Source organism: Micromonospora sp. WMMD1082 (genome assembly GCF_029626175.1).
In the GTDB taxonomy this organism is placed as follows: Bacteria; Actinomycetota; Actinomycetes; order Mycobacteriales; family Micromonosporaceae; genus Micromonospora.
The window spans coordinates 3,581,435-3,605,820 of the sequence record NZ_JARUBM010000002.1 but is presented as its reverse complement, the minus strand read 5'-3'; the positions used below and the strand labels follow the sequence as shown (position 1 = coordinate 3,605,820).

22 protein-coding genes and 1 pseudogene are annotated in these 24,386 nt (G+C 68.1%); 6 read left to right on the top strand and 17 right to left on the bottom strand.

All coding sequences use genetic code 11. The annotated features are described in order from the left end of the window. The first annotated feature begins 212 nt into the window (after positions 1 to 212). The gene (locus tag O7615_RS16705; RefSeq protein WP_210941659.1) at positions 213 to 1,409 is read left to right on the top strand and encodes an IS110 family transposase; all 1,197 of its coding nucleotides are present in this window, start codon (positions 213 to 215) and stop codon (positions 1,407 to 1,409) included. A gap of 719 nt (positions 1,410 to 2,128) precedes the next feature. Here the strand turns inward: O7615_RS16705 and O7615_RS16700 are convergent. Genes O7615_RS16700 through O7615_RS16665 form a run of 8 tightly spaced genes read right to left on the bottom strand, consistent with a single transcriptional unit; the run spans position 2,129 to position 10,070 of the window. After that, on the bottom strand, positions 2,129 to 2,857 hold the full coding sequence (locus tag O7615_RS16700; RefSeq protein ID WP_278178574.1) for an ATP-binding cassette domain-containing protein: 729 nt from the start codon (positions 2,855 to 2,857) through the stop codon (positions 2,129 to 2,131). Beyond that, positions 2,841 to 3,641 carry an ATP-binding cassette domain-containing protein gene (locus tag O7615_RS16695; protein WP_278178572.1) on the bottom strand — a complete coding sequence of 267 codons (801 nt, stop codon included), beginning with the start codon at positions 3,639 to 3,641 and terminating at the stop codon, positions 2,841 to 2,843. The genes O7615_RS16700 and O7615_RS16695 overlap by 17 nt, the downstream gene beginning before the upstream one ends. Further along, entirely contained in the window at positions 3,638 to 4,681 is a 1,044-nt protein-coding gene (locus O7615_RS16690; RefSeq protein ID WP_278178570.1) for a branched-chain amino acid ABC transporter permease, read from the bottom strand. The genes O7615_RS16695 and O7615_RS16690 overlap by 4 nt, the downstream gene beginning before the upstream one ends. Continuing rightward, on the bottom strand, positions 4,681 to 5,541 hold the full coding sequence (locus tag O7615_RS16685) for a branched-chain amino acid ABC transporter permease (RefSeq protein ID WP_278178569.1): 861 nt from the start codon (positions 5,539 to 5,541) through the stop codon (positions 4,681 to 4,683). Before O7615_RS16685 ends, O7615_RS16690 begins: the two co-directional genes overlap by 1 nt. A gap of 34 nt (positions 5,542 to 5,575) precedes the next feature. Then, positions 5,576 to 6,781: an ABC transporter substrate-binding protein gene (locus O7615_RS16680; protein WP_278178568.1), complete on the bottom strand. Its 1,206-nt coding sequence runs from the start codon at positions 6,779 to 6,781 to the stop codon at positions 5,576 to 5,578. A 33-nt stretch (positions 6,782 to 6,814) separates the two neighbouring features. Continuing rightward, a complete protein-coding gene (locus O7615_RS16675) occupies positions 6,815 to 7,402 on the bottom strand; it encodes an ATP/GTP-binding protein (protein WP_278178567.1) in 588 nt (195 codons plus the stop codon). Continuing rightward, a complete protein-coding gene (locus O7615_RS16670; protein WP_278178565.1) occupies positions 7,399 to 7,812 on the bottom strand; it encodes a roadblock/LC7 domain-containing protein in 414 nt (137 codons plus the stop codon). The genes O7615_RS16675 and O7615_RS16670 overlap by 4 nt, the downstream gene beginning before the upstream one ends. Beyond that, positions 7,809 to 10,070 (bottom strand): nitrate- and nitrite sensing domain-containing protein, encoded by a 2,262-nt coding sequence (locus tag O7615_RS16665; protein WP_278178563.1) that lies wholly within the window; start codon positions 10,068 to 10,070, stop codon positions 7,809 to 7,811. The genes O7615_RS16670 and O7615_RS16665 overlap by 4 nt, the downstream gene beginning before the upstream one ends. 459 nt (positions 10,071 to 10,529) lie before the next feature. Between O7615_RS16665 and O7615_RS16660 the strand changes: the two genes are divergently transcribed. The 5 genes from O7615_RS16660 to O7615_RS16640 all read left to right on the top strand — a co-directional run bounded on the left by O7615_RS16660 (position 10,530) and on the right by O7615_RS16640 (position 14,785). Further along, positions 10,530 to 11,417 carry a helix-turn-helix transcriptional regulator gene (locus tag O7615_RS16660; protein WP_278178562.1) on the top strand — a complete coding sequence of 296 codons (888 nt, stop codon included), beginning with the start codon at positions 10,530 to 10,532 and terminating at the stop codon, positions 11,415 to 11,417. Further along, positions 11,414 to 11,614 (top strand): DUF397 domain-containing protein, encoded by a 201-nt coding sequence (locus O7615_RS16655; protein WP_278178561.1) that lies wholly within the window; start codon positions 11,414 to 11,416, stop codon positions 11,612 to 11,614. Before O7615_RS16660 ends, O7615_RS16655 begins: the two co-directional genes overlap by 4 nt. A 311-nt stretch (positions 11,615 to 11,925) precedes the next feature. Further along, complete coding sequence (locus O7615_RS16650; protein ID WP_278178560.1) at positions 11,926 to 13,530, top strand: hypothetical protein; 1,605 nt, start codon at positions 11,926 to 11,928, stop codon at positions 13,528 to 13,530. A gap of 2 nt (positions 13,531 to 13,532) precedes the next feature. Then, complete coding sequence (locus tag O7615_RS16645; RefSeq protein WP_278182124.1) at positions 13,533 to 14,114, top strand: flavin reductase family protein; 582 nt, start codon at positions 13,533 to 13,535, stop codon at positions 14,112 to 14,114. A 35-nt stretch (positions 14,115 to 14,149) separates the two neighbouring features. Further along, on the top strand, positions 14,150 to 14,785 hold the full coding sequence (locus tag O7615_RS16640) for an HAD family phosphatase (RefSeq protein WP_278178558.1): 636 nt from the start codon (positions 14,150 to 14,152) through the stop codon (positions 14,783 to 14,785). Positions 14,786 to 14,981: 196 nt separating this feature from the next. On the opposite strand, the pseudogene O7615_RS16635 reads toward O7615_RS16640, so the two are convergent. The 9 genes and pseudogenes from O7615_RS16635 to O7615_RS16595 all read right to left on the bottom strand — a co-directional run bounded on the left by O7615_RS16635 (position 14,982) and on the right by O7615_RS16595 (position 24,348). Next, positions 14,982 to 16,519 (bottom strand): annotated as a pseudogene (locus O7615_RS16635) (IS1634 family transposase). A gap of 281 nt (positions 16,520 to 16,800) precedes the next feature. After that, positions 16,801 to 17,784, bottom strand: coding sequence for an aminoglycoside phosphotransferase family protein (locus O7615_RS16630; RefSeq protein ID WP_278178557.1), 984 nt, complete (start codon positions 17,782 to 17,784; stop codon positions 16,801 to 16,803). 62 nt (positions 17,785 to 17,846) lie between these two features. Then, a complete protein-coding gene (gene hisS / locus O7615_RS16625) occupies positions 17,847 to 19,139 on the bottom strand; it encodes a histidine--tRNA ligase (RefSeq protein WP_278178556.1) in 1,293 nt (430 codons plus the stop codon). A gap of 58 nt (positions 19,140 to 19,197) precedes the next feature. Beyond that, entirely contained in the window at positions 19,198 to 19,728 is a 531-nt protein-coding gene (locus O7615_RS16620) for an ATP-binding protein (protein WP_278178554.1), read from the bottom strand. Positions 19,729 to 19,875: 147 nt separating this feature from the next. After that, positions 19,876 to 20,859: a Gfo/Idh/MocA family oxidoreductase gene (locus O7615_RS16615; RefSeq protein WP_278178553.1), complete on the bottom strand. Its 984-nt coding sequence runs from the start codon at positions 20,857 to 20,859 to the stop codon at positions 19,876 to 19,878. Then, complete coding sequence (locus tag O7615_RS16610; RefSeq protein ID WP_278178552.1) at positions 20,856 to 22,241, bottom strand: radical SAM protein; 1,386 nt, start codon at positions 22,239 to 22,241, stop codon at positions 20,856 to 20,858. Before O7615_RS16610 ends, O7615_RS16615 begins: the two co-directional genes overlap by 4 nt. Continuing rightward, positions 22,238 to 23,398 carry a radical SAM protein gene (locus O7615_RS16605; protein WP_278178551.1) on the bottom strand — a complete coding sequence of 387 codons (1,161 nt, stop codon included), beginning with the start codon at positions 23,396 to 23,398 and terminating at the stop codon, positions 22,238 to 22,240. Before O7615_RS16605 ends, O7615_RS16610 begins: the two co-directional genes overlap by 4 nt. A 4-nt stretch (positions 23,399 to 23,402) precedes the next feature. Then, entirely contained in the window at positions 23,403 to 23,675 is a 273-nt protein-coding gene (locus tag O7615_RS16600; RefSeq protein ID WP_278178549.1) for an HPr-rel-A system PqqD family peptide chaperone, read from the bottom strand. A gap of 46 nt (positions 23,676 to 23,721) precedes the next feature. Next, positions 23,722 to 24,348, bottom strand: a complete 627-nt coding sequence (locus O7615_RS16595) for a 2OG-Fe(II) oxygenase (RefSeq protein WP_278178547.1) — start codon at positions 24,346 to 24,348, stop codon at positions 23,722 to 23,724. Positions 24,349 to 24,386 lie beyond the last annotated feature (38 nt).

Below are 24,386 nucleotides of genomic sequence, written 5' to 3'. Positions count from 1 at the left end.
TCTTGATCGTGATGACCGCCCAGTTCGTAGGGTTGGCTCATCCGGGGGTGCTGGGTGTGGCTTTCATCGGGTTGCCGTTGATGGCTCAGGAGACCTGGCCGCCCAGCACCCCGCGACGACTCGGCCGCCGATTGGGAGTTGCGAGTAGATCGCTGTGTAGGACCATGCCGGCGAGGTCGTCTGCGGACCGACTCACCAACGAACTTGTGGAGGTGACCGTGCCCAAGGTGTGGGCCGGCGTAGATATCGGCAAGGCGCATCACCACTGTGTGGTGGTCGACCAGAACGGCGACCGGCTGCTGTCGCGGCGAGTGGCCAACGAGGAAGCGGAGTTGCTGACGCTGCTGGCCGATGTGCTGGCACTGAGCGACGAGGTCACGTGGGCGGTCGACGTGGCCGACGGCGGCGCGGCTCTGCTGATCGCCTTGCTGATCAACCATGAGCAGCGGCTGGTCTATATCTCTGGTCTCGCGGTGAACCGGGCCGCCGCCGGTTACCGCGGAACCGGCAAGACCGATGCCCGCGACGCCGCAGTGATCGCCGACCAGGCACGTATGCGCCGTGACCTCAACCCGGTGCGCCCGGGAGACGAGGCGGCCGTCGAGTTGAAGATCCTCACCGCCCGCCGGAGCGACCTGGTCGCCGACCGGACCCGCACCATCAACCGACTGCGCGAGCAGTTGCTGAACATCTTCCCCGCGCTGGAACGTGCCCTCGACCTGACCAACCACGGCCCGCTGGTGCTGCTGACCGGCTATCAGACCCCCGCAGCTCTTCGCCGTGTCGGCGTCGCGCGGTTGCAGACCTGGCTGCGTAACCGCAAAGTCCGCTCGGCCGGCACCATCGCCGCCGCCGCTGTCGAGGCCGCCGACCGGCAACGCACCACGCTGCCCGGCGAGAAGCTCACCGCCCAGATGGTTCACACCCTCGCCAAGGAGGTGATCGCCCTCAACGAGAAGGTCAGCGAGATCGACAAGCTCATCGAGGGCCGGTTTCATGAGCACGAACTCGCCGAAGTGATCTCCAGCATGCCCGGCATCGGCGCGCTGCTCGGCGCTGAGTTCCTGGCCGCCACCGGCGGCGACCTCGACGCCTTCGGCACCCCGGACCGGCTGGCCGGCTTCGCCGGCCTGGCTCCCTCGCCCCGCGATTCCGGACGCGTCAGCGGCAACCTGCACCGCCCACGCCGCTACCACCGGGGCCTCCAGCGCGTCTTCTACACCTCCGCGCTGATCAGCATCCAACGATGCACCGAGTCGCGGCGCTTCTACGACCGCAAACGCGGCGAGGGCAAACGGCACACTCAGGCCGTACTCGCACTCGCCCGCCGCCGAATCAACGTCCTGTGGGCACTCCTGCGTGACAGACGGTGCTACCAACCCGTACCGCCTGCCGCTATCGCGGCTTGACAACGTCATTGGGAGGTCTCCCTTGCTGGTGAGTGTGCGGCAGGGGGTGTCCGGCCTGATCCAGGTCACGCCGGGCCCTTTCGGATGCGCAGGCGGGCGGGGTGGGTCGGCGGGCGTGTCCGGAGGTTCCCACCAGCGGGCGTTCACGCGGCTGGTGCTCAGCCACAGCCGATAGAAGGTGGACCGCCACCGGCCGGACACGCCACCGTGGGCCGTTTCGTAGGCCAGCACGTCGCCGGTGACCGGGTGCAGGATCAGCAGGTGGCGGTGACCGTCGTCGATGGTGGCGACGCCGACGCCGGGCCGGCCGGCGCGGTCGGCCACCTGCGGGTAGTAGACGAGCCGGTCGTAGCGGGCGAGCACGGTCAGGACGGCCGCGCGTTCGTGACGGCGCAGGCGGTGCCGGTCGCAGGGATCGTCGGCGATGGCGGCGGCCAACTCCCGCACGGCGGTGCGGGCGGGTCGTGGATGGGCCACGCGGGCGGCGGGCATCCGGTCGTGGTGCCCGGCGGCCGTGAGGTCGGTTCGTGGTGCCGCATCGGTCGGACACGACAGCGGTCCGGCCACCGGTGCGCGCGGCGGCGCGGTGGCCACGGCCGTGGCGGCGGCCAGCAGCAGCACCGCCACCGCTGCCGCCGTCCACCGGGCGGCGGTACCGGGGCGGTCGATGCCCGGTGTCGGCGTGTGGACGGCGGCGGCGAGGGCCGCCTGGGCGGGGATCATGGCGCGGGCTCCGTGGGCTCGGCATCGGTGAGGGTGAGGTGCCGGCGCAGCGTGTCGGTGACCGTGTCGGCGGTGTCGGCGGACTCCCGTAGCCGGCCGGCGGTGAGCAGGTGCACGGTGGCGGCGCGCGCCGCGCCGGCGGCGTGGGGCAGGGCCACGACGACGGTGACGCCCCGGGCGGGCAGATCGGTCAGGACGGTCATGATGTGCGCGGCGAGGGCGGGGGCGAGTCCTTCGGTGGGTTCGTCGGCGAGCAGCAGCCGGGGTGCGGTGTGCAGTGCGCGGGCGATGGTGAGCATCTGCTGCTCACCGCCGGAGAGCTGGTCCGCGCGGTGGCCCAGCCGGGCGGCCAGCGCCGGGAACATCTCCAGCAGCGCCTCGACCGACCACCTGTCGTCGTCGCGGACGGTGGTGCGGACGGTGGCGAAGTGCTCGCCGACGGTCAGTGACTTCCACAGTCGGCGGCCCTGCGGGGCGAGCGCGACACCGGCGCGGGCAGCGGTGGTGGGGTGCCAGCCGGTGACGTCCTGCCCGTCGAGGTGGATGCTGCCGCTGGCCGGCCGCAGCTGGCCGGCGAGGGTGTGCAGCAGGGTGGTCTTGCCCGCACCGTTGGGGCCGATGATCGCGTGCAGTCCGGGGCCGGGCAGGGTGAGGGTGAGGGTGACCGCGTGCAGCACGGGGCCGCTGGTCGGGTAGCCGACGGCGAGGTCACGCACGCGCAGCATCGCCCCCACCTCCTCCTCCGAGGTAGAGGGCGGCGACGTGCGGGTCGGCGCGTACGGTGTCGGCGGGGCCGTCGGTGTAGCGGCGGCCGTGGTGCAGCACGGTGATCCAGCCGGCTGCCGCGGCGACGACGTGCATGTGGTGCTCGACCAGCACCACCGCCATCCAGGCCGGCAGCCCGTGCAGGATGTCGAGCAGCCGGGCGGTGTCGGTGTCGGTGAGCCCCGCCGCGGGTTCGTCGAGCAGCAGCACGCGGGGCTCGCCGGCGAGGGCGACGGCCAGGTCGAGCATCCGCCGGTGCCCGTGCGACAGCGCACCGGCGGGCTGGTCGGCGTGGTCGGCCAGGCCGACCAGGTCCAGCACCTCCAGCGAGGTGCGGTCGGGGTGGTGGCGGTGGTGCCAGCCGCCGACGCGCACGCAGTCGAGGCAGGTCAGGTCGGGCCAGACGGTGGGGTGTTGGACGGTGCGGCCGATCCCGGCCCGCGCCCGCCCCGCCGGCCCCTGGCCGGTGATGTCCCGGCCGTTGTAGGTGACGTGACCGGTCTGCGGGGTGATGGCGCCGGCGAGCACACCCAGCAGGGTCGACTTGCCGGCGCCGTTGGGGCCAATGACCGCGTGCCGGTCCCCCGGCGCGACAGCGAAGCGGTCCAGGTCCAGCACGGTGAGCCGGCCGTAGGCGTGCCGCAGGCCGGTGGCGACCAGACCGCTGCCCTGGGCGTGGTCGGCGTCGCGGCGGCTGGACACCGCGGGCACCTTGTCGGGGTCGACGCGGTGGACGATCCTCACGGCGTACTCCTGACACTGGTGGCGGCCGCGGACGCCGCCGGCCCGTCCGGCCGTCGGACTGGTGGTGGCCGGCGGCGCAGGCGGGCCGGGAGGGCGGCCAGGCCACCCGGCAGCACGTAGACGGCGGCCACGAACAGGCCGCCGAGCAGCAGCGGTGCGTGGCCGGGGAAGTCGGCGGCGACCACGTCGCGGACGGCGAGCACGATGACCACGCCGAGGGCGGCGCCGGGCAGGGAGCGGGCGCCGCCGATGACGACGGCGAGCAGGACCAGCGCGGCGGTGGTGAAGCCGACGTCGCGGGGGGTGGCCCACCGGTGGGTGTGGATCCACAACGCGCCGGCGATACCGGCGAGGGCGCCCGCGCCGGTGTGCACCGCCCACAGGTAGGCGGTCACCGGATGCCCGCTGGCCCGGGCCCGGTGCGGGTTGTCGCGGGCGGCTGTCAGCAGCATCCGCCTGTCCCCGGCCAGCAGCCACATCGCGGCGGCGGTCGCCGTCACCGCGACGGCGGCGGCGTAGAGCAGTACCGCCCGGTCGGCGAGCAGGGGCGGCAGGCCCGGTGCGAGCCGGGCGGAGGGGATCCCGGCCAGGCCGTCGGTGCCGCCGGACACGGCCCGCCACTGCGCGGCGGTGATCTCGGTCAGCTCGGCCACCGCCAAACTCAGCATCAGGAACACGGTGCCGCGGTAGCGGACCAGCACCAGCCCGAGCAGCCCGGCAACGGCCGCGCCCAGCACCGCCGCGGTGGCCAGGTGCACCACGGCCAGGTCGACGCCGGCCAGAGCCAGCCGGGCGGTCGCGTAGAGGCCCACGGCGTGGGGGGCGACCTGCGCGAGGGTGGGCAGCCCGGCGTGCCCGGTGACCACCGCGACACTGACCGCCAACAGCGCCAGCGGCAGCATCCGGGCGACGGTGGCGTGCAGGTACGGATCCGGTGACACCACCACGGCGACAACCGCCACGACAGCCAGAGCCGCGGGCATGGCCGTCGACAGTGGCCGAAGCCGGGCGAGCGCCGCGGCGTGGCCGATCGCGCTCATCACGCCACCTGACCAGGCACCGTGCTGCGGCGGGCGAGCAACGCCACGGCCATCGCGGCGACCAGCAGGTACGGCGCCGCCGCCGGCAGGGTGACCACGCCGACGGTCTGCACCACCCCCACGCCGATCGCGGCGGCCACCGCCCCCGGCACCGAACCGAGCCCGCCACACACCACGATGATCAGGCTGAGTAGCAGTGTCGTGTGGGCCGTGGCCGGGCCGACACCGAGCACCGGTGTGATCAACGCCCCGGCCAGGCCGGCCAGGGCACCGGAGGCCACCAGGACAGCGGCGTCCACAACGCGGGGGTCCACGCCGATCCCGGCGACCATCGCCCGGTCATCCACCGTCGCTCTCACCAGCCGGCCCGCGCGGGCGCGGTGCAACACCTGATAGCCGGCCACGGCGACCAGCACCGCGACCGCCAGCACCGCGAGCCGGTCGACCGGATACCGATACCCCGCCACCACCACCGTGCCCTCCAACACCGCCGGCAGGTCAGGCCTCAGGTGGTCCGGCCCGAACACGGTGATCAGGAGGTTCCCGCCGATGAGCGCGATCCCGAAGGTCAACAACGCCTGGTCCAGATGGCCCCGCCCGCGCAGCGCGCCGGTCGCCGCCGCGAGGACTCCCCCGCCGGCCGCTCCCACCGCCGTCGCCAGCATCAGGGCGGCGGCGAGGCTGCCCCACGTGCCCGCGGTGGTGGTGGCCGCGACGTAGCCGCCGGCCGCGATCAGGGTGCCGTGCGCGAGGTTCAGAATCCCGCCGACGCCGAACGCGACGGTCAGCCCGGCCGCGGCGACCGCCAGGATCATCCCGTAGACGACCCCATCGGCCGCGATGATGACAAACACGCGCACGACACCCCTTCTCGTTACCGGCTGGCCGTGGTGGTCAGGACGCGGGCAACGTGGCCAGGTCCTGCAGCAGGACGTTGGTCAGCACCGGCCCGTCCGGGCGGACCTCCCGCAGGTACCAGCGCTGCACCGGCCGGTGCTCGCTCGGGTGGAACTGCCAGTCCCCGCGCGGGCTCTCGATCCGCCCCACCTGCCCGATCGCCGTATTGAGCTTCTCGCTGGTGACCTCACCGTCCACACCGGCCAGAGCCCGGTCCAGGACCGCCGCGGCGTCGTAGGAGGCCATCGCGAACGTCGTCGGCTGCCCCGGGAACCCCGCCGCCGACCACGCGGCCACGAACTGCTGGTTCGCCGCGTTCGGCAACGTCGGCGAATAGTTCAAGACATTCCGGATACCGGTGGCCGCCGTGCCCTGCTCATCGAGCACGGTGCCCTCGGTCAGAAACCCGGCCGCGTACAGCGGCACATACTTCAGCGCCGAGTTCTGGTATCCCTTCACGAACGCAACGGCCTGTTCACCGGCGTAGAAGGTGTAGACGGCCTCCGGATTCGTCGCCGCCGCCTGATTCAGAAACGACAGGAAGTTCACCGTGCCCGGGAAAGGGGTGAACGTCGCTTTCCCATCCGGGTTCGCCAGCCGGCCACCCAGCTTGGTGAACGTGTCCACGAACCCCCGCAGTTCGTCATGACCGCCCTGGTAGTCCGGGCCGATCGCGTACACCGCCCCGTCACCCACCTGCGCCTTGACGTACTCGGCGATCGCGACGCCCGGCTCATCACTGTTGTAGGAGGTGTGCCAGGTGTAGGACAGATCCCGCGACGCGGGCCACCCGGGACGGGCATTCGCCCCAACCAGCGGCACCTTCCGCTCGTGGGTGAGCATTTGGACCTTGTCCACGGTGTTGCCGGCGACCAGCCCGGTCAGCGCCACCACCCGGTCCCGCTCCAGCAGCTTCTGCGCCGCCGGCACGGCGGTGTCCGGGCCCTCGCCCTCGTCAGCCACCACCAGGTCGACCTCACGGCCACCGAGACGGCCGCCGTGGGTGTCCAGATACAGCTCGAACCCGTTGTGCATGTCCTTGCCAACGGTGGTGTAGATGCCCGACAACGACACCAACAGCCCGATCCGCACCCGATCGGTGTCCGCGCTGCTACTGGTACACGCCGCACCCGTGGCCAGCAGGACAGTGGCGGTGATGGCGGCGGCGAGTCCGCGTCGCAGCCGTATCGAGAAATGACGCATGATGCTCCTTATCGAGGGGTGGGACAGAACAGGTCAGGAGGCGACGCTGGCCGGGGTTGGTGTGGCGGCGATGACGTGCTCGACCAGAGCGATGAGCAGCCGGCGGACGCTGTCGCGGTCCCGGGCGTCGACCTCCACGACCGGCACCTCCCCCGCGAGGACGAGCGCCTCACGGACCTCATCGGCGGTGTAGATGCGCGCGTCCGGGAACCGATTGACCGCCACCACGAACGGCAACCGGCGGTGCTCGATGTAGTCGAGGTGCCGGAACGAGTCCTGCAGTCGGCGGGTGTCGGCCAGCACCACCGCACCCACCGCGCCGCGGACGATGGCGTTCCAGGTGAACCAGAACCGTTCCTGCCCCGGCGTACCGAACACGTACACGGTCACGCCCTTGATGGCGAGGCGACCGAAGTCCATCGCCACCGTCGTGGTCACCTTCCCCGGACTGTGCGACGTGTCGTCGCCGCCGGCCGACATCCGGGCCTCGGTGGTCAACGGTGCGATGTCCGACACCGCCGCGACCAGCGTGGTCTTACCCACCCCCAACGGCCCGGTCAGCACGATCTTCAACCCCGGCCCGGCTGTCGGCGACCGGGCGAGAACAGCCGGTGCGGTCATCGCGGGCCTGCCGTAGCCACGGGCGACAAGCGCGCGGACGCGAACGACGGACCGAGCTGGTTACGGACTGTTTCGGCGAAGCGGCCGAGTTCTTCGACGACGTACGCCAGGTCCGCCCTCGGATGCGCCAGTACCAGCAGCGAGGCGCCGTGGTTCATCTCGGTCAGGACCAGGAAGCCGTTCTCGGCGTTGGTGACGTTGCCCTGGACTCGTCCGGCTTCCATATCGTGGGCGGCGCCCTTGAGCAGGCTGCACAGCCCGGCCGTGACCGCGGCGAGACGCTCGGCGGCCTCCCGATTCAGGCCCTCGGTCCAGGCCAACAGCATCCCATCGGCCGACACCGCCACGCCGTGACTGACCCCGGGCACCTGGCTCAGATTGTTCATCATCAGGAAACTCAAATCGTTCATCGTTGACCTTCTCTCAGCTGATGGGGGCGGCGGCCGAGGCCGCGCTGGTAGGCCGCCGCGGTCCTGGACAGGCCCGCCGTATCCACCTCCGCGTTGGGTGCCGTCTCGGCTGGGGCAGGCAAGACCGGCGGCGGGATCGTCGTCTGCGGCTGGCGCCTCGGTAGCCCGTTCTCGGTCGTCGCGTCGCCCGACGGCGGTACGGCGGTCGTGGCGGGCATCTGGACGGTGCCGCCCGGCTCGAACCACCCGGACGCGCCGTGGTCGCGGACCGCCTGCTTGAAGATCGGCGGCGGCTCCTGCCGCTGCGCGGACCGTGGCCTCGGGATCTGCGGCAACGGCTGCGTGGCCGCGTCGGCCGCCCGCACCGGCGGCCACGCCCCGCCCGCCACCGGGCCCGCCGGGCCAGCGGCAGGACCCACCGGCAGCGACAAGGCAGAAGCGGGCGTGCCACCCGGCGCGCGTCGCCCGGCAATCGGGCCAGCCCCCGCCGGCTGCGTCTTCTGCTCAGGAACCCGGATGGTCAGTCGGTCGGCGGGAATCTCGACCTCGGCCACCGTGCCATGCGGTGACGCCGGCAGCAGCCGCACCCGCAACCCGTGCACCGCGGCCAACAACGCCACCGTCGCCACGCCCTGCCGGCGGATGTGGTCCACCCCGATCCTCGGCGACGCCGCCAGCTCGCCGTTGAGCTGGTTCAGCAACTCCGGATCGATGCCCTGCCCGGAGTCGGTGACCTGCACCAGCACCCGATCGCCGAGCAGATGGCCAGTGATCAACACCGTGCCGGGAGTGAAGCGGGTCGCGTTGTCCAACAGCGACGCCAACAGATGCACCAGATCATCGATCAGTGCCGTCGGTACCAACACCCGGCCGTCGACCGCCCCGATCTCGACCCGCTGGTACTGCTGAATCCGGCTCTGCGCCCCCTGCACCACCGTCACCAGCTCCGCCGGCGTGTCGTGCACCGCACCGAGCGTGCGGCCCGACAACACCAGCAAGCTCTGCGTACCGTGCTGCAACTGCGCCGCCAGGTTGTCCAACCGAAACAACATCTCCAGCGTCGCGGAATCCCGCTCATTTCGCTCCGCCGCGTCCAGCTCGGCGAGCAGCCGCTGCGTGATCCCCTGGCACCGGCGACCCACCGCCTCCAGTGCACCCACCACCACCTGCCGCTGCCGCGCCAAGTCACTGGAGGTCCGGTAGACGGTCAACCCCAGGCTGTCGAACGCGGCGGTCACCTCATCCACCTCGTCACGCGCCTCCGCCGGCGCCAACACCCTCGGAGGCGCCGGAACAGAACCCGGATCAGCCGGATCCGCCGCCTCCACCCGCCGCACCAGCTCAGGCAACTCATCCGTCGCCATCCGGGTGACCGCATCACGGACCCCACGCAGCCGCTGCACCAACCGGCGGCCCTGCCGCCACGCGAACACCGCCGCCGCCACCAGCAGCACCACCGCGACCACGGTCAACCCACCCGTGATCCACCACTGCTCGCTCCGCTGCCGGCCGACCTCCGCCACAATGTCGCCGTCGATACGGGACTGCACCTCATGCAGCCGGTCCCGCCGCTCACCACTGGCCGCCAGCCACCGACCGGTACTCACCCGCAGCCGCTGGCCGACCTGGACCCGCGCGACCTCATCATCGATGCGCTGCGCGGCCAACACCTGCTCACCGCTCAACGCCTGATCCAGCCACCCCCGCCACACCGCCGGCGACCGCTGCGACACCACCAACAACGCCTCATCAAACCCAGCCCGCGTCGCGGCCAGCTCCCGCTGCACCGCCTGCGACACCACCTCGCCGCTACCCGCCACCACCGCGGCCCGCTGGACACCGGCGTACTCCGACGCCTGCGACAACGCCGCCGCCACCCGCAACTGATCAGCCAGCACACCGTCCGCGCCGCCGACCTGCCCCACGGACTCCCGCACCGCCAACCCACGGCCGATCGCCGCCCGATACCGCACCAACACCGCCGTCAACGACGACTGACGCGCCTTCACCTGCTCCCGAAACGCCGGCAACAACCCCAACTGCTCATCAAGCGGCCCCACCAACCGCGCCACCCCCGGCAGCGACACATCCAACTCGCCCCGACGCTGCCGGTAAACCGCGATCGCGGCATCCGACGCCGCGCCCTGCTCCAGGAACTCGTTCAACCCGCTCCCGGCAACAGACACCACCGACGCCGCGACCTGACGCTCCCGATCCAGCTGATACACCACCTCACCAACAGCGGACGACACCGCCACCAGCGACTCCAAACGATCAGCACCAACGGCCTGCCGGGCTGTCGACGTCACACCCCAAGCTGCGAAGATGAAGGTCGCCAACAACGGGATGGCCAGCAGTAACGCCAGCCTTTTGGCAACACGCACAACAAGCCCTTCAATCGCGCGATCAAGAACCTATGCCAGCGGGACAAGAATTCACAACGGCGCGCACAGCAGGACAGACGTGTCGACAGATCCACCTGGCGATCACACGTCGGCTGACGCAAGTCCACAATCACGCACAACTGCATGTTTGGGAATGCCGACTTACTGTCCATTTTGCGGTCCATACTACGTTCCAACCCGCCTCCCAGCTGCGCAAACGTCATTCGGCAGCCGCAAGTGCAAGCCGAGTCGGCGTCCGCATGCGCTACAGTCAGCCACGCATACGGCGGACACTGCGTGCCACCGGAACGGTGCGAGCGATAAGGGGGGTAGGTGAGCGGCCCAAGCCCGTACGTCCGCCGCCGGTGGCTCGGAAAAGAGATCCGGCGCCTCCGCGACGAGCACGGCTACAGCAGCGAACAACTGGCCCGTGCCGTGGGATTTGCTCGCCAGCAGTTAAGCGCACTCGAAAATGGAAAACGCGGCCCGGACATCGACTTGATCGAGGGCATCTGCGTGTACCTGCAGGTAAGTGCGAAGCGTCGCGGGGCCATCATGGCTGCCGCGACTGATGGTTGGGCGACCGGCTGGTGGATGGCTGACGAGGCACGCATCGGCCACCGTCAGGCGCGTTACGCCGACCTGGAAAGCGGCACTAAAGCGATTAGCGAGTATCGTCTCGCGCTAGTCCCGGGTCTACTGCAAACCGCGGACTACGCCGACGCGAGGATGCGAAGCGATCCTGCCCGACAGTCCGAGGCCTTCGATCCTGTCGCCGCTGTCGCCGCCCGCACCCGCCGCCAGAAGCTGCTCCTGAGTGACGCCGGACCAGCGTACGATTTAGTCCTCGATGAGTCGGCGGTTCGGTATCGAGCGGCTGAGCCTTCGGTCGTCGCGGACCAGTTGCGTCACATCGTCGACCTGTGCGTCGCTCACGCGGGGAGGATAAGCGTACGAATCCTGCCAAGCCATCCCAATATCATTAGCTACAGCGCGCCCCGCTCGGCCTACTCCATCTACCGCTATGCTGACCAGCAGGCGACACAAGCCGTTGCGGTCGAGACACTGACGATGGATCTTGTACTCACCGAACCAGATGACGTCGAGGCTTACCGTCAGCTCCATAGTCGCCTCAGGGCCGCGTCGCTCGAACCGGCCGAAAGCGTACGCATACTAACTGCCGTAGCAGAGCAAATCAGTCCGAGTAAGGGAGCGCGATGAGCCGCATCAGCTACGACGACTGGCGGACTTCCAGCCGCAGCGATGGCGGCGGCAACTGCGTCGAGGTCAGTACGGCGGTCGCTGGCCACGCTGCCGTCCGCGACTCTAAAGACCGCGAGGGTGGCATCCTTGAATTCGACCGGAGTGCGTGGCGACGATTCATCGGCGGAATCCGCGAGGGTCGCATCAGCATGTAGCTCGTAGCAGCTGGGTTGACGGGGCAGTCCCGACCCAGCCAGCGACCATCGCAGAGCGCACACGGCACCCGCGGGTGCTGGCAGTCGGCGGACCGCCATAGTTGCACAACGCCCTTCGCTACCCGACAATTGGGCGACGACGTTCTCGGTTCACCCTTCGCTTCGGCAACGGGGATCTGCGGCGGAGTGCTAGGGGGTGGTTCTCGATGCCACGTCGAGCCGCAGCAGCGGGGACCGACGACGACAAGCATAACAAGAAGCTGGTAGAGCTGCGTAGTCGGCGCTCGTCGCCGCGCTGGCCGGACACATGCATGACCCGGTCAGAGGTCGCCGAAGGCGTGAACGCCAAGCTCCACGAGCTGCACCCCGACCGTAAGGACCTGCAGTACCACACCGTCGACTCCCGGTGGGTAGGCAAGCTCGAACGCGGGGACACCCGCTGGTGCAGCGACCTGCGCCGAGCCGCACTACGCGCCTTCTACGGCGTCACCACCGACGCTGACCTCGACCTCTACCCCCACCGCCGCACCGATACCCCCAGCCCGGCCAACGGCAACCCCGACCAGGAAGCAGCAACAGCACCGCCACAACAGGCCAGTAAGACCATCCCACTCGACACCGCCGCCCTTCCATACGACCCCAGCCGCTCTGCTGCAGACCCGGACCGCCACACCACACGGCAGGCAGAGGTCGCCAGGTTTCTCGACGGCGACAGACCCACGGACTCGGGCGACGATGTCCTAGCTGGGCGGCCTGGGCAGCCACACACGAATCCGATTTCGACGGATGGCTTGGGTTCCTTTGAAGTGACAGGATGGCCCGCTGCGCCGTTGGCAGGAAGTGGTATCGGCTCAGCCACTTTCGGAAGTCCGGTCACGGCAGCAACAGCTAGCCTATCGAAGACGTACCTGTGGGGTCTCGCTTCCGAATCCGTCGAGTTGGTTAGCGAACTCGACACAGGTAGCGCGCGTAGCACACTCGCGTTGGCGAGGGCATACTTCCGCGAAGCGGCGGCTGATTACGTCACAACCTCCGATTTGCCCGCTGCTCTTCGGGCAGCCCTCGCCGTACAAAAGATTCTGGCGCATATCCGAGGGAGCGGCGGACTTTCCGTCAGCCACACTCGGGAACTATACGTGCTCCAGGCTGCATCATTCCTCTTGCTGGCGTCGGCCTCACACGACTTCGGAGAGCCTGCTGCAGGGATGATGCATGCTGAAACTGCGGCCGTGTTTGCGGATCGCGCCGAGCACCCGGAATTGATCGGTTGGGTGAACTGCACCAAAGCCATGATCGACTTATGGCGAGACCGACCTGAGGCGGTCCTGGAGCACGCAAGACACGACTCAGGCAATCGAAGCGACTCGCATCGACTCCGAGGGCTGCGCGTCCGCGCTCTCGCCCAACTCGGAAGACACACCGAAGCCATCGAGCAGCAACTCATGCTTGAAAGCGACAGGTGCGCCGCCATCTCCGCCTCGGAGCTTGAAGACCTCGGCGCAATATTCACATTCCCTGCGGGCCGACGGAACTACTATTCAGCGGTTACCTATTCACTCCTGGGAGATTGCACAACCGCAGAAGCGTACGTGCGGGAACTCGGCTACGGCGATACACCCCCGACGGGGACGCACGCATGGCCCATCAGTTGGGCACTGAGTAGAAGCTACCTCGCACTTGCGCGCATCGGATCCCCCGCTGACGACGGTGGCCCAGAGGCTGCGGCAGCCGCGCTCGCTCCCGTCCTTGCCCTTACGGAGGGCCAGCGCATAAGCCAGCTTGCTCAAGTCTTTGCCGCATTAGCGAATCGCCTGAGCGATTCCCGATTCCGGGGCAACCCCGCCGCTACCGACTTGAGAGAGCAGACTCGCAACTTCCTAGGCACCACCGTCCAGCGAAAGGCGATGCTTTCGTGACCATGCTTCCCGGTAGGTTGACAAGAGCGCACCGCCTCTTAGCACCACGAATCAGTTACCTGATAGGAACTCGGAGTCTGCATGGCCAGCCGAACCTGATTCCGGTATCCAACGTGACATCGATCTCGACAAGCCCGCAGTTAATCATCGTGGCCGTCTTCACGAAATGGACGACTTACGCCAACCTCATCGCCACGGAGAGGTTTACCATCTCAGTTCCCAAGGCCGAGCAGCTCGATGGGGTTTGGAAACTAGGCGCCCGGTACTCACGGTTCGACTACCCGGATACCGACGCTAAGCTGGCCGACAGCGGACTTGAAATCAACTATGCCCCCGATCTCCCAGCGCCTACCCTGACAGATGGGCTCGGGTACCTTACCTGCCGAAAGATTCAAGAGGTTGACACCGGCGGAGATCATGGCGTGTTCGTCGGAGAGATCACGAACGTAACGTTCAGTAGAGACTACTTCGATGAGGACGGCACTCCGATTGGCGACCTCCACCCTCTGATGCAAGTCACCGGCAATAGATTCACCACCTCGGGCGTCACGCGCTCCGTGCCGTATGGAGAGTCTGCGCCTTGACGTCATCGCTTCTAGCCTGCAAAGAGGTTGAAGCCGTGGTATTCGACTGCGATGGTGTACTGGTAGACTCCGAAACGATAAACAACGAGGTGTTCGCCCAGCTGGCCACTCTCGCCGGAGTCGACACTTCGTTCACGGATAGCGTGCGCCTCTACATGGGTCGGGCCACAGACGAATGCGTGGCGGAACTTGAAGACCAGCTTGGCACTCCCATCTCTTTCGACTTCGCAGCCGAATACGAGAGGCAAGTGCTGGATCAACAGCAGAACCTACACCCCATTGAAGGTGTAGTGACTCTACTCAGATGGCTTGTCGACAACAAATATCCGATATGCGTTGCGTCTAGTGGCACGCCAACCGAGATTCGTCAGAAGCTGACCACAAGTCGACTCATCAATCATTTCGGCGAGCATCTATACAGTGCGTCAATGGTAGCCCGCGGAAAACCGGCGCCCGACCTTTTCTTGCTGGCCGCGCAACGCCTCGGCATCCCGCCTGAGTCGTGTCTTGTGGTCGAAGACAGTCCTTTTGGCGTTCGCGGCGCAAAAACCGCCGGCATGCGGGTTGCCGGATTCGCATCACTAGCATCATCACAGTTATTGAAGGACGCAGGCGCCGACTTTACCGTGGAAACGATGGCCGAACTACACCGACACCTCGCTGGGGCTTGAGCCCGACGCGCACGTATGCTGGCCCCCTCGACCTGATGGTGAGGCGCAAGGTCGAGGAAGCCGAGCCGGCGTCGGCATCGCTGGGCGCCAAGCCTGGCTGGCACCAGGCCCCACGGCCTCTCGGCGCCAAGTTTCAGTCGGAGAGGCGTCTGAGTCCGTCGCCGTTGCTGTACGACATCGACCCGACTTGGGCCAATTAGTGCGTGCCGTCGATGGCGTCCAGGGCGGCGCGGAGGTCGTCGGGTAGGGGGTCGGCTGCGGTGATCGTGTGTTCCCCGGCCTGGATCTGGATGGTGCGGTAGCGGCGGGCGGTGGTGACGAAGCGTTTGATGCTCCAGTCGGTGGTGTTCTCGATCCAGCGGGACACGGCCAGGGCGGCGAACACGATGGTCAGGTGCGCTTCGATCGACTCGCGGTTGTGGTGGTAGATCGGTCGGGCGGCCAGATCTGTCTTGCTCATCCGGAAGCTCTTCTCGACCTGTAGCAGCCGGCTGTAGGCGCCGATGACCTGCTGCGGGTCAGGGTTGGGCAGGTTGGTGGTGTAGCCCTTGATCCCGGCCAGGGCCCGGTTCTTCGCTTCCAGGGTCCGGTTCACGGTCTTGGTCGCGCCGGTCAGGCGTACATACCGGTTCCGCTTGACCGCTGTCCGGCCGGCGACGGCGTTCTCGGCCTTGGCGATCTGGGTGTCGATACCCCGAAGGGTGCGTCGGGCCCGATCCGCCTTGTACTGGTAGAAGATCGTGTGGTCGCGGCGTTTGTCACCGGGGCCGGCGGGCCAGGGCTGGATGAACACGTGCCCGTCGGGGATCTCGGCGTCGGGGTGGGCATCCCGCCACGCCGCCACGACGTAGGGCACGTCGGGGACGCGGGCGCCGAGGATGAACGACAGCCCGGCGGCTTCGATCGCGCGTTTGTTCGCCTCAGACACCATCCCGGCGTCGGCCACGACCGTGACATCAGACAGGCGGTGCGCGTCCAGGAAGGCCCGCAGGACCGGCACCATCGTGGTGGTCTCGGCCCGGTTGCCCTCGAACGCGTGCACCATCAGCGGGAACCCCGCCCCGTCGGTGAGCAGACCGACGGTGATCTGCGGCTCCAGCCGGCGTTCCTTCGAGAATCCCGGCTCGCGGAACCCGTCCCCTTCGTCGGCCTCGAAGTACAGCGTCGTCACGTCGTACAGCAGCAACGTCGCCGGACCCAAGCGCACATGCTCGGCGCAGGCACGCGCCAACTGTGCCCGCCACCTGCCACCAGCGGGATCGATGTCGGCCGGCTGCTCAGGCCCGGCGTCATCCCGGCCCTGACCGGGATCGTCCCGGCTCTGATCGGCGCCGGCGTAGACCCGCAGCCGCCGCTTCACCGTCCGGTAGGACGGCGGGTCCATGCCGGCCTCGGCAAGGACCCGCAGCGAGTCCAGCTTGCTGGTCGGCTCGATGATCCTGGCCAACACCAGCGCCTTGAACACCTCGTCCCGCCCGGTCGCGGCCCCGAACCCCAACGCGTCGTAGCCACGGCCCAACGCGTCCAGCAGATGCCCCATCCGCGACGACGTGATCGGCAACGCCGCGCCCTGGTCGGCCGGACTACCCGGCAGGCGCAGGTCCAACTCGCCCTGCCCCGCGGCCAGCCGCTGCCGCGCCACCGCCTTAACAGCTCCAGGTCCGCATCGGTGTGCGCCGACCCGATGTGCTCGATATCCCGCGCCCCCCGCCGCTGGGAGTGCACGATCTGCACCGCCCGCGCCCCGGACGCCGTCTTCACCGTCCGCACATACGCCACGACCGACCACGATAGAACCGACCCGTTTAGTGCGTGCCTACCGACCCAACACCCCAGCTCACAGCCCTACCAACCCCGAAATCGGCCAACCGTGGCCCAAGTCGGGTTTCAGTCGGAGAGGCGTCTGAGTCCGTCGCCGTTGCTGTACGACATCGACCTGCGCGCCTGGTGCTGCCCCGGGCCTCGTTCGTCGCCGAGTTGCACGCCGCGCAGCACCAACCCAGGGATCGGACGGATCAGGTCAGGGCGGCAAGGGTCACGGCGAGGTCGTCGTAGGTGTCGCGGACACCGGTGGTGTTGCCCAGGCGGTCCCGCTCCAGCCGGATCGCGCCGATGTGCCGGGCCTCGTAGATCAGGGCCCGCAGCGCGGCGGCCGTCGAGGTGTCCCGGGTGCCATAGGTGTCCCAGAACGCCACCCGCTCATCGTCCTTACGGCCCGCCATTCGGATCGTCCAGTCCGCCGCCGGGTCTCCCCACCAGGTGCGGTCCATATCCAGCACCCCGGTAATCGTCGGCTCCGGCGCGTCGGCGGCGAGCATCACGTTCACCGTCCACAGGTCACCAGTCAGCATCCGCGGCTCGGTGATCTCGTCCAAGACGCCGCGGTGCGCGCCGGCGGCGTCGGCCGCCTTGCGCAGGTCGGCCGCGTCCAGGCCGACGCTGTCGACGTCGGCGGCGATGTCGGTCAGCGACGCGATGACCGATGCGCTCCAGCTGTCGTATCCGGGGCCGATGACCGGCCCGAAGTGGGGACCGCGAACGGCGTGCACATCCCGGGCGATCGACCCGAGCTGACGGTAAAGCACCGGCCACGCAGACCGGGGGTAGACACCGAGACCTTCCGGGCCCGGCACACCGTCGAGCAGTGTCTGCACCAGATAGTCCCGACCGATCACCTCGTGCGACCAGTCGGCCACGAGGACGTGCGGCAGCAACGGCGCGATCGGAGCCAGCCACGGCACACTCGCATACTCGTTGCGCATCAGCGCCCGCTCGGAACGGAACTGCCGGCCCGGCTCCGGCGCCACCCGCAGGATCACCGGCCGGCGGCCGGCCAGCTCCACCCGGTAGGTGCTGTTGTACATCCCGCCACCCAGCTCGGTCGCCGAGACGACGTCCACGCCAACGCCGAAGACACGCCGCACGATTGCCTGGACATCGCCGGCGGTGACCGAGCGCTGGAAGGCGCCGGCGGGTCGCGGCAACGGGCGAAACTCCATGACAAACCCCCAGGTTCGACGCCGTGTCGGCGGACGGATGGCCGGCGCTGGCTTGCCGGTGTTCAGGGGGTCATCAGGTCGGATACTAGGCTGGTCACGGCTGATGCTTCGATCGTCTGTTGGTCGCTAGTGGCGAGGTTCCGTACGGCGATCTTGCCGGCTGCCCAGTCTTCTGGGCCGATGATGATGACCGTGCGAGCGCCGGTCTTGTCGGCGCGCCCGATTTCCTTGCCGAGTTTACGGGGTTCGAGGGGTACGGTCGTACGCCAGCCGGCTTGGCGGAGTTGGCGAGCCACTGTGCGGGCGGCGTCGTGGAGTGTGTCCTGGGTGGGGATGACGATGATGTCGGCTTCGGCGCGGGGTGCTGGGAGCAGGTGGTGGGTGTCCAGGAAGTCGAACAGGGTGACGTCGCCCATGCCGAACCCGAAGCCGGGGATGCGTCGGTCGGAGAAGAGGCCGACGAGGTCGCTGTAGCGGCCTCCGCCGAACAGGGAGCGGTTGTTGGCCGGGTCGCGGTCGAAGACCTCGAACACGGTGGACGTGTAGTACTCGAACGCGCGCACGATCAGGGGATCGTAGGTGACCAGGTCGTTGGCGGGGCCGGCGAGGACCTTGGCCAGTTGTGACCGCTCGATGATCTCGGCTGGCAACTCGGCGAGGATGGCCTCGCCGGCCTTGAGGGCGTCCTCTAGCCGACCGAATTGGGTATCGGAGAGGCCCAGTTGTGTGGCGTCGGCAAGTAGTTGCTCTCGGGGGTACTTCTCCCACCGGTCGATGAGTGACGACACGTCCCTGATGCGCTCGGTGGGTACGCCGACGATGTGGGTGAGGATGCCTTCGAGGAGAACTCGGTCGTTGGCGCGGAGGACGTACATGTCGCGGTTGGCGCCGACGGCGGCCATCATGTCGTGGATGAGCTCGAAGATTTCCACTTCGCAGTTCGGGCTGTCGGAGCCGAACACGTCGACGTTGATCTGCCAGTGTTCCCGGACCCGGCCCCGCTGGGGGCGTTCGTAGCGGTGGCAGTTGACGTGGCAGTACCAGCGGACCGGGAACTGTAGGGAGTTGGCGTTGCCGGCAATCATTCGGGCGACCGAAGGGGTCATTTCCGGGCGCAGCGCCAAACGGCGACCACCGCGATCGGTGAGGGTGTACAACTGGAGGTCGGCGATCTCGCGGCCGGACTTGGCTTCGTAAATTTCCGCTGCTTCCAGGATCGGGCCGTCGTAGCGGGCGTAGCCGTATCGTTCGATCACCTCGTAGAGGCGATGGAACACCTGCTGCCTGACCGACATCTCCCCTGGCAGGAAGTCTCGGGTGCCTCGGTAGGGCGCGGTCGGCAGGTGTTGGCTCACGGCTCGGTTCCTTCTTGGGCGCGGTGTTTCACGTGCGGCGGTATGGTGCGGGCACCGGCTAGCCTAGCGGACCGCCGTTGACGGTATTCAGGATGAACCGGGCGCGTTCGTGGCAGCGGCCGTAGGGGACGCGAATGATGGGTATCGCTGCGGCCTGGTAGACCTCTTCGATGGCGGCCACCAGGCGTTGGGAGAACCGCGCCTCCACTCGGTCGAGTGTCGGGACACCATCCGGCGGCGCGTCAACCAGGAACGCCGCGTCGTAGTGGGAGGCCCGGCACGCGGCGATCTCGTCCTGGTGCAACGGCCACCGCCCTACGTGCGAGTAGGCCAGGTGGTCGAGGGCACCGCGGTCGAGGAAGACCCGAGCGGTGGAGGGCGGCACCAGCCGTTCCCGTTGCAGGTGCAGGGCCAGTGCTTCGGACTCGAACGTGGGACGGTCCTCGGCGAAGGGTATGCCGTGCGCCCGTGCGAGCGCCCGGACGCTTGAGGCCGCCTCGAACACGACGTGCTCGCCTGCCTGCTCAAGGGCGAGGATGATCGAGGACTTGCCGACCCCGTGCCCTCCGGTCAACACGAAACGCCTCACCCGACGCCTCCAGGACTGGCGGCGCCCCCCTGCGCGGGTCGGACGAGACCGCTTCTACGGGCGGTTGGCGTCAACGTGCCTCCAGTCGTTCAGGGGTCTTGCCGACCGGCTCGCCTTTACCCGTCCCGAACGAGCCGTCGATCTCGATCAACATGCTCCGTTGAGTCGGCCGAGGGCTTTCGCCCTGGGCCGAATCCAAACACGCCGTACCGTCGCGCGTTGACGGATCTGGTCGATGACCTCCAGTACCGCGATGGCTTCCTCCCACGTCGCGCCGTGTCCGCGTCGGCCGTTGGTGATGTCGAGAAGGTCCTCGACGGGTCGGCGGGCGTCAGTGGCGGCAACGGACATGTGCTGGTTCCAGCAGGTGGCTGTGAGCTGTTTGCGTGTCAGGTTGAGGTGGCCGCTGCGGCCGTGAATGGCGATATTCCACTCGTCTTGCTCGTCGTCCTGGTTCTGGATCCGCACCGAGACGGGAATGTGAGGTCCGGTCCATCTCAGTGTGATCGCCGCTGCCACGTCAGCGCCGTTGTCGTTGGGGACGAGCCGGGCCTTGTCCACGGCGAGTGGCGTGACGCCGAGGTATATGAGTGTGTCGATGATGTGGCTGGCGGTGTCCAGGACAACGCCGTTTCCCCAGCCGACGTGTTGTCGGTATGTCTCGGGTGAGGAGTACCGGCGGTCGAAGGGGGCGCTCCAGGTGCAGCGGACGGCGGTGATCGGGCCGAGTGCGCCGTCGGTGATGAGTTGGCGGGCACGGTGGACGTGGGTCTGGTAGCGGCGGTTGTATGTCACGGTCGTGTGCGCGCCAGCTGCCAGGTTGACGAGGGTGGCGGCGTCAACGGCGGCGGGTTTGTCGATGAGGATCGCCAAGCCGGCGGCCAGCGCCGGCCGCAGCACGGCCGCGATGATGTCGGGAGGGGTGGCGAGCACCACCGCATCCAGGTCGACATCCCGGATCATGGTTGCCGCGTTGTCGTAGGCACGCGGCGCTCCGAACCGGGCGGCGGCGTCCGTGGCGCGGTGTAGGCGTCGTGCGCATACCGCTTCGATGCGGAAGCGTGCATCGCTGGCCAGGTCGAACAGGTGGGAGGAGCCGGCGACTCCCACACCGATGACCCCGACTCTCATGCGAGCACCGGCGCGGCGAGACCGCTGCGTCGCCATTCGTCTTCGATTTCTGCCAGCCGGGCCAGCTTGTCCGGTGCCCGGAAGTCCGGGCTGCAGAACTCCAGGTAGCACCGGTCGACCCAGTCTCGTATCTGTTCCTGGCTGAGGTGCTCGTTTCGGCAGACGGGCAGGTCCAGCCAGGAACTCGACTCATACCAGTGCGGGTCTGGGATGGTGATGCCGTACCGCTGCGGGTTATGGAAGACATCGGTGCCGGGGCGGGGCTCCATGACGTTGAAGGTCGCTACTGTCGGGTTGAGCAGGCGGATGTAGTCCAGGGTGGCCGCGAGGGTCTCGTCGGTGTCGCCCGGGGCGCCGACGATGAAGGAGGCGTGCAGCTCCAACCCCGCGTCCATGACCAGCCGCGCTTTCTCCACCATCCGCTCGGGCGTGGCGCCTTTCTTGACCAGCCGCAGGGTGTCCTTCTGGATGGACTCGAAGCCCATGAACACGCGGTAGGCTCCGGCCTCGCGCATGGCGTCGAGGACCGGCGGGCGGGCGTCTTGTGCCCGCATGTTGCTGGTCCACGGGATGGCGATCCTGCGGGCCTTGATCTCGTCGCAGATCGCGACCGCGCGCTTGGGGTCGCCGGAGAAGGTGTCATCACCGAAGAACACCGATCGGAAGCCGTGGCCGACCACCTCCTGCAGCTCGTCGCAGACGTGAGCCGGGCTGTTCCACCGGGCCCGGCGGCCGGCGATGGTGGTGGAGCAGAACGTGCAGCGGCTCGGACAGCCACGTGCCGTCATCACCACGGTCTCGTAGTCGTAGCGGAGGTAGGACGTGAGGTCGAAGATCGACCGGTCCGGCAGGCCGAGTTCGTCCAGCTCCATCAGCGGCGGCGCCGGCGCGGTCACCCCGATTGTCCCGTCCTGGGTCCGGTAGGACAGCCCCGACACCCGGCGGATGTTCTCGTCCCCGCCGCCTGCCGCGAGCGCGTCGCAGAGTTCCACGATCGAGTGTTCGGCATCGTAGAGAAGCACGTAGTCCACCGCGGGGTGTCGACGAAGACACTCGGCGGCGATGAAGGTGACGTGCGGGCCGCCGAACACGACTGGCGACGCCCACCTGCTCTGCTTCACCAACTGCGCCAGTTCCAGGGCTTGGCGGTAGGACTGCGCGACCGAGGTGACGCCCACCAGGTCGGGCCGGTACTCGTCCAGCACAGGAGCCAGCGCGGCGGGGTCGTTGCCGAGGAAGGGCAGGTCGACGTGCCGCACGTCGTGACCGGCCGCCTTGAGGTGTCGCGCCATGTAGCCGTAGCACAGCGGCGGATGCAGCAGCAGCGTGTGTGGATCGTGAGGGTAGTGCGGGTTGACGAAGAGCACCTTCAGCGGACTCACCCCCGTTCACCTGACGCCAGCCGGCTTGACAGCCGGGGTAGCCCGAGGAACACCCCGGGCGCCCGGTCCGGGACAACGGTCTGCACCGACGCGACCGGCAAACCGTGCTGGGCGGACTCGCCGAACCGGGTCTGTCCGCACCGCTCGTCGTACTTTCCGACGTAGTGGTACGCCTTGCAGCCACCCATACACGAGGCAAGGGCGCCGCATCCCGTGCAGGCACCGGTGGGCGGCTCGCGCTCGTCGGAGTACCGCGTGACGAGCCGCTCCCAGATCTCGGCGAAGGACTCGTCCCGCACGTTGCCGACGGCCTCGGGAATGAAGTTGCAGCCGGTCACGTTGCCCACCGGATCGATGGACACCATGCTGGTACCGACGTTGCACAGGTTGGAGCCGATGAAGGCGGCCCGCGCCTGCTCGTCGCTCAGACGGTGGTCGAGCAGGGTCAACATGAAGGGGTCGTGCGTATAGATGTCCAGCCGGCCCCGGTAACGCAGCATCAGCTCGTAGATGTCGCGGCAGACCTGCTCATACCTCCGCCACAGGGCGCGGTCGAACACGTCACGCAGGTTGTAGCGGTTCTGCATGAAGCTCACCGCGTGCACCCCGGTGCGCAATGCCAGGGCGATGATATCGGGAATGGTGTCGTAGTTGTGCCGGTCGATCGTGCAGGAGAAACCCACCGTGTCCACATCGCTGGCCAAGAGCAGTTCCACTGCGTTCATCGCTCGCCCGTAGGCGCCCTCACGGCCACGGACACGATCGTGCACCGTCGGATCGACGCTGTCGACGGAGATCATGGTGCGGTTAATGCCCGCCTCCGTGAGCCGTTGGGCATCGGCTGAGCCACGAACGTAGTAGCCGTTGAGCATCAACGTCTGATAAAAGTCGAGGTCACGAAAGACGGCCGCCGCCTCGTGGAAGTCCTTACGAATCATGTTCTCGCCATGCGAGTACACCACGGCGGCACTGCCCGCGTCGTACAGTTCCCGCGCCAGTTTCCCGATCTCGGCGAGCGTGAACTCATCCCGCTCACGCCGATAAAGGGCGTAGCAGTGGCTGCACTTGAGATTGCACCGATACGTGAGGCCAAGTTGGACCAGGATGGGAATCTTTACGGCCGGCAGCTGAAAGTCTTCCGGCATGGTCTGTCTCATTTCGCTACTCCTGGACAACCAAGCCCGCCTTAACGAAGTCAGCCAACATCTGATCGACGTCCGCGCGGATCTCCTCAACCGGGGCGTCGAACTCCTCCGACAGCGATGCGCTGAGTTCCTCAGCGGTCGACGGCTGCTGCCCGAGCAGTTCGACGGCCGCCGACGCGGATTCGTTCAGCTCGTACATCACTCCCTTGACACGATCGAACAGCATCCGCAGCTCGCTGTTGGTTTCGCGACAGACCGCGTTTTCCGCCAATCGAAACTTCTCGGACATGATCACGTCTCCCCAGAAAAGCCGACACAGGGCAGGCGACGGCTTGTCAGGACAGCCGCCGGCCGTAGATGCCCACGAGCGCGAGGCGGGCGTGATCCACCCTGACCTCGTCGACACCGTGTGCGTACCGCTCGTCCAACCGCATGACGAGCAAAGAGTTGAACTCGGGCACAAACCGCCGCTCATGGACGATGCGCCACTGCCGCAGCTCGATCGGTGAATCGACGGGCGTCTCCAACGCGGTCACGCCGGCCACCTCGCCGAACAGCGTCGCCCCTCCCCACTCGGCACGCCACCCCCGGCTCAGGTTGTAGGCCACCGAGACGGCGTGATCCGGGTCCGACATGTCGTCATGCAGGCACAGCCGGTCGGACCTGGTCATGCGGTACGCCGTCACCGGTCGCCGGAAGCTCAGTTCCTCCCCGGCCACCTCGGACAACCAGTCCAGGAAGGTGGCCGACTCGAACCACTCCAGCGCCGCAACAACCGAGGCAGGGGTCTGCCACCCTGGCCGCCGCAGCATCGACCCGAAGTAGACGTCACCCAGCGGACGCCGCGCCCGCCACTGCCGAGTGATGTCGCCCAACTCGACGCGTTCGTATTCCAGGCCGTGCAGCAGTTCCCGGCGCAGATCACCAGCAACGTCGCGGGGAAGGAAATCAGGCACTCGCATACACGGCGTCCGGCGCAGGACCGCGGGTCCGAGCGGAA

What these genes read in the sequence shown, in the direction of transcription:
- O7615_RS16700 (WP_278178574.1), bottom strand. Translation starts at nt 2,857, where the DNA reads ATGCTGCGCGTGCGTGACCTCGCCGTCGGCTACCCGACCAGCGGCCCC.
- O7615_RS16690 (WP_278178570.1), bottom strand. Translation starts at nt 4,681, where the DNA reads ATGAGCGCGATCGGCCACGCCGCGGCGCTCGCCCGGCTTCGGCCACTG.
- O7615_RS16680 (WP_278178568.1), bottom strand. Translation starts at nt 6,781, where the DNA reads ATGCGTCATTTCTCGATACGGCTGCGACGCGGACTCGCCGCCGCCATC.
- O7615_RS16675 (WP_278178567.1), bottom strand. Translation starts at nt 7,402, where the DNA reads ATGACCGCACCGGCTGTTCTCGCCCGGTCGCCGACAGCCGGGCCGGGG.
- O7615_RS16670 (WP_278178565.1), bottom strand. Translation starts at nt 7,812, where the DNA reads ATGAACGATTTGAGTTTCCTGATGATGAACAATCTGAGCCAGGTGCCC.
- O7615_RS16655 (WP_278178561.1), top strand. Translation starts at nt 11,414, where the DNA reads ATGAGCCGCATCAGCTACGACGACTGGCGGACTTCCAGCCGCAGCGAT.
- O7615_RS16650 (WP_278178560.1), top strand. Translation starts at nt 11,926, where the DNA reads ATGACCCGGTCAGAGGTCGCCGAAGGCGTGAACGCCAAGCTCCACGAG.
- O7615_RS16645 (WP_278182124.1), top strand. Translation starts at nt 13,533, where the DNA reads ATGCTTCCCGGTAGGTTGACAAGAGCGCACCGCCTCTTAGCACCACGA.
- O7615_RS16630 (WP_278178557.1), bottom strand. Translation starts at nt 17,784, where the DNA reads ATGGAGTTTCGCCCGTTGCCGCGACCCGCCGGCGCCTTCCAGCGCTCG.
- O7615_RS16615 (WP_278178553.1), bottom strand. Translation starts at nt 20,859, where the DNA reads ATGAGAGTCGGGGTCATCGGTGTGGGAGTCGCCGGCTCCTCCCACCTG.
- O7615_RS16605 (WP_278178551.1), bottom strand. Translation starts at nt 23,398, where the DNA reads ATGAGACAGACCATGCCGGAAGACTTTCAGCTGCCGGCCGTAAAGATT.
- O7615_RS16600 (WP_278178549.1), bottom strand. Translation starts at nt 23,675, where the DNA reads ATGTCCGAGAAGTTTCGATTGGCGGAAAACGCGGTCTGTCGCGAAACC.
- O7615_RS16595 (WP_278178547.1), bottom strand. Translation starts at nt 24,348, where the DNA reads ATGCGAGTGCCTGATTTCCTTCCCCGCGACGTTGCTGGTGATCTGCGC.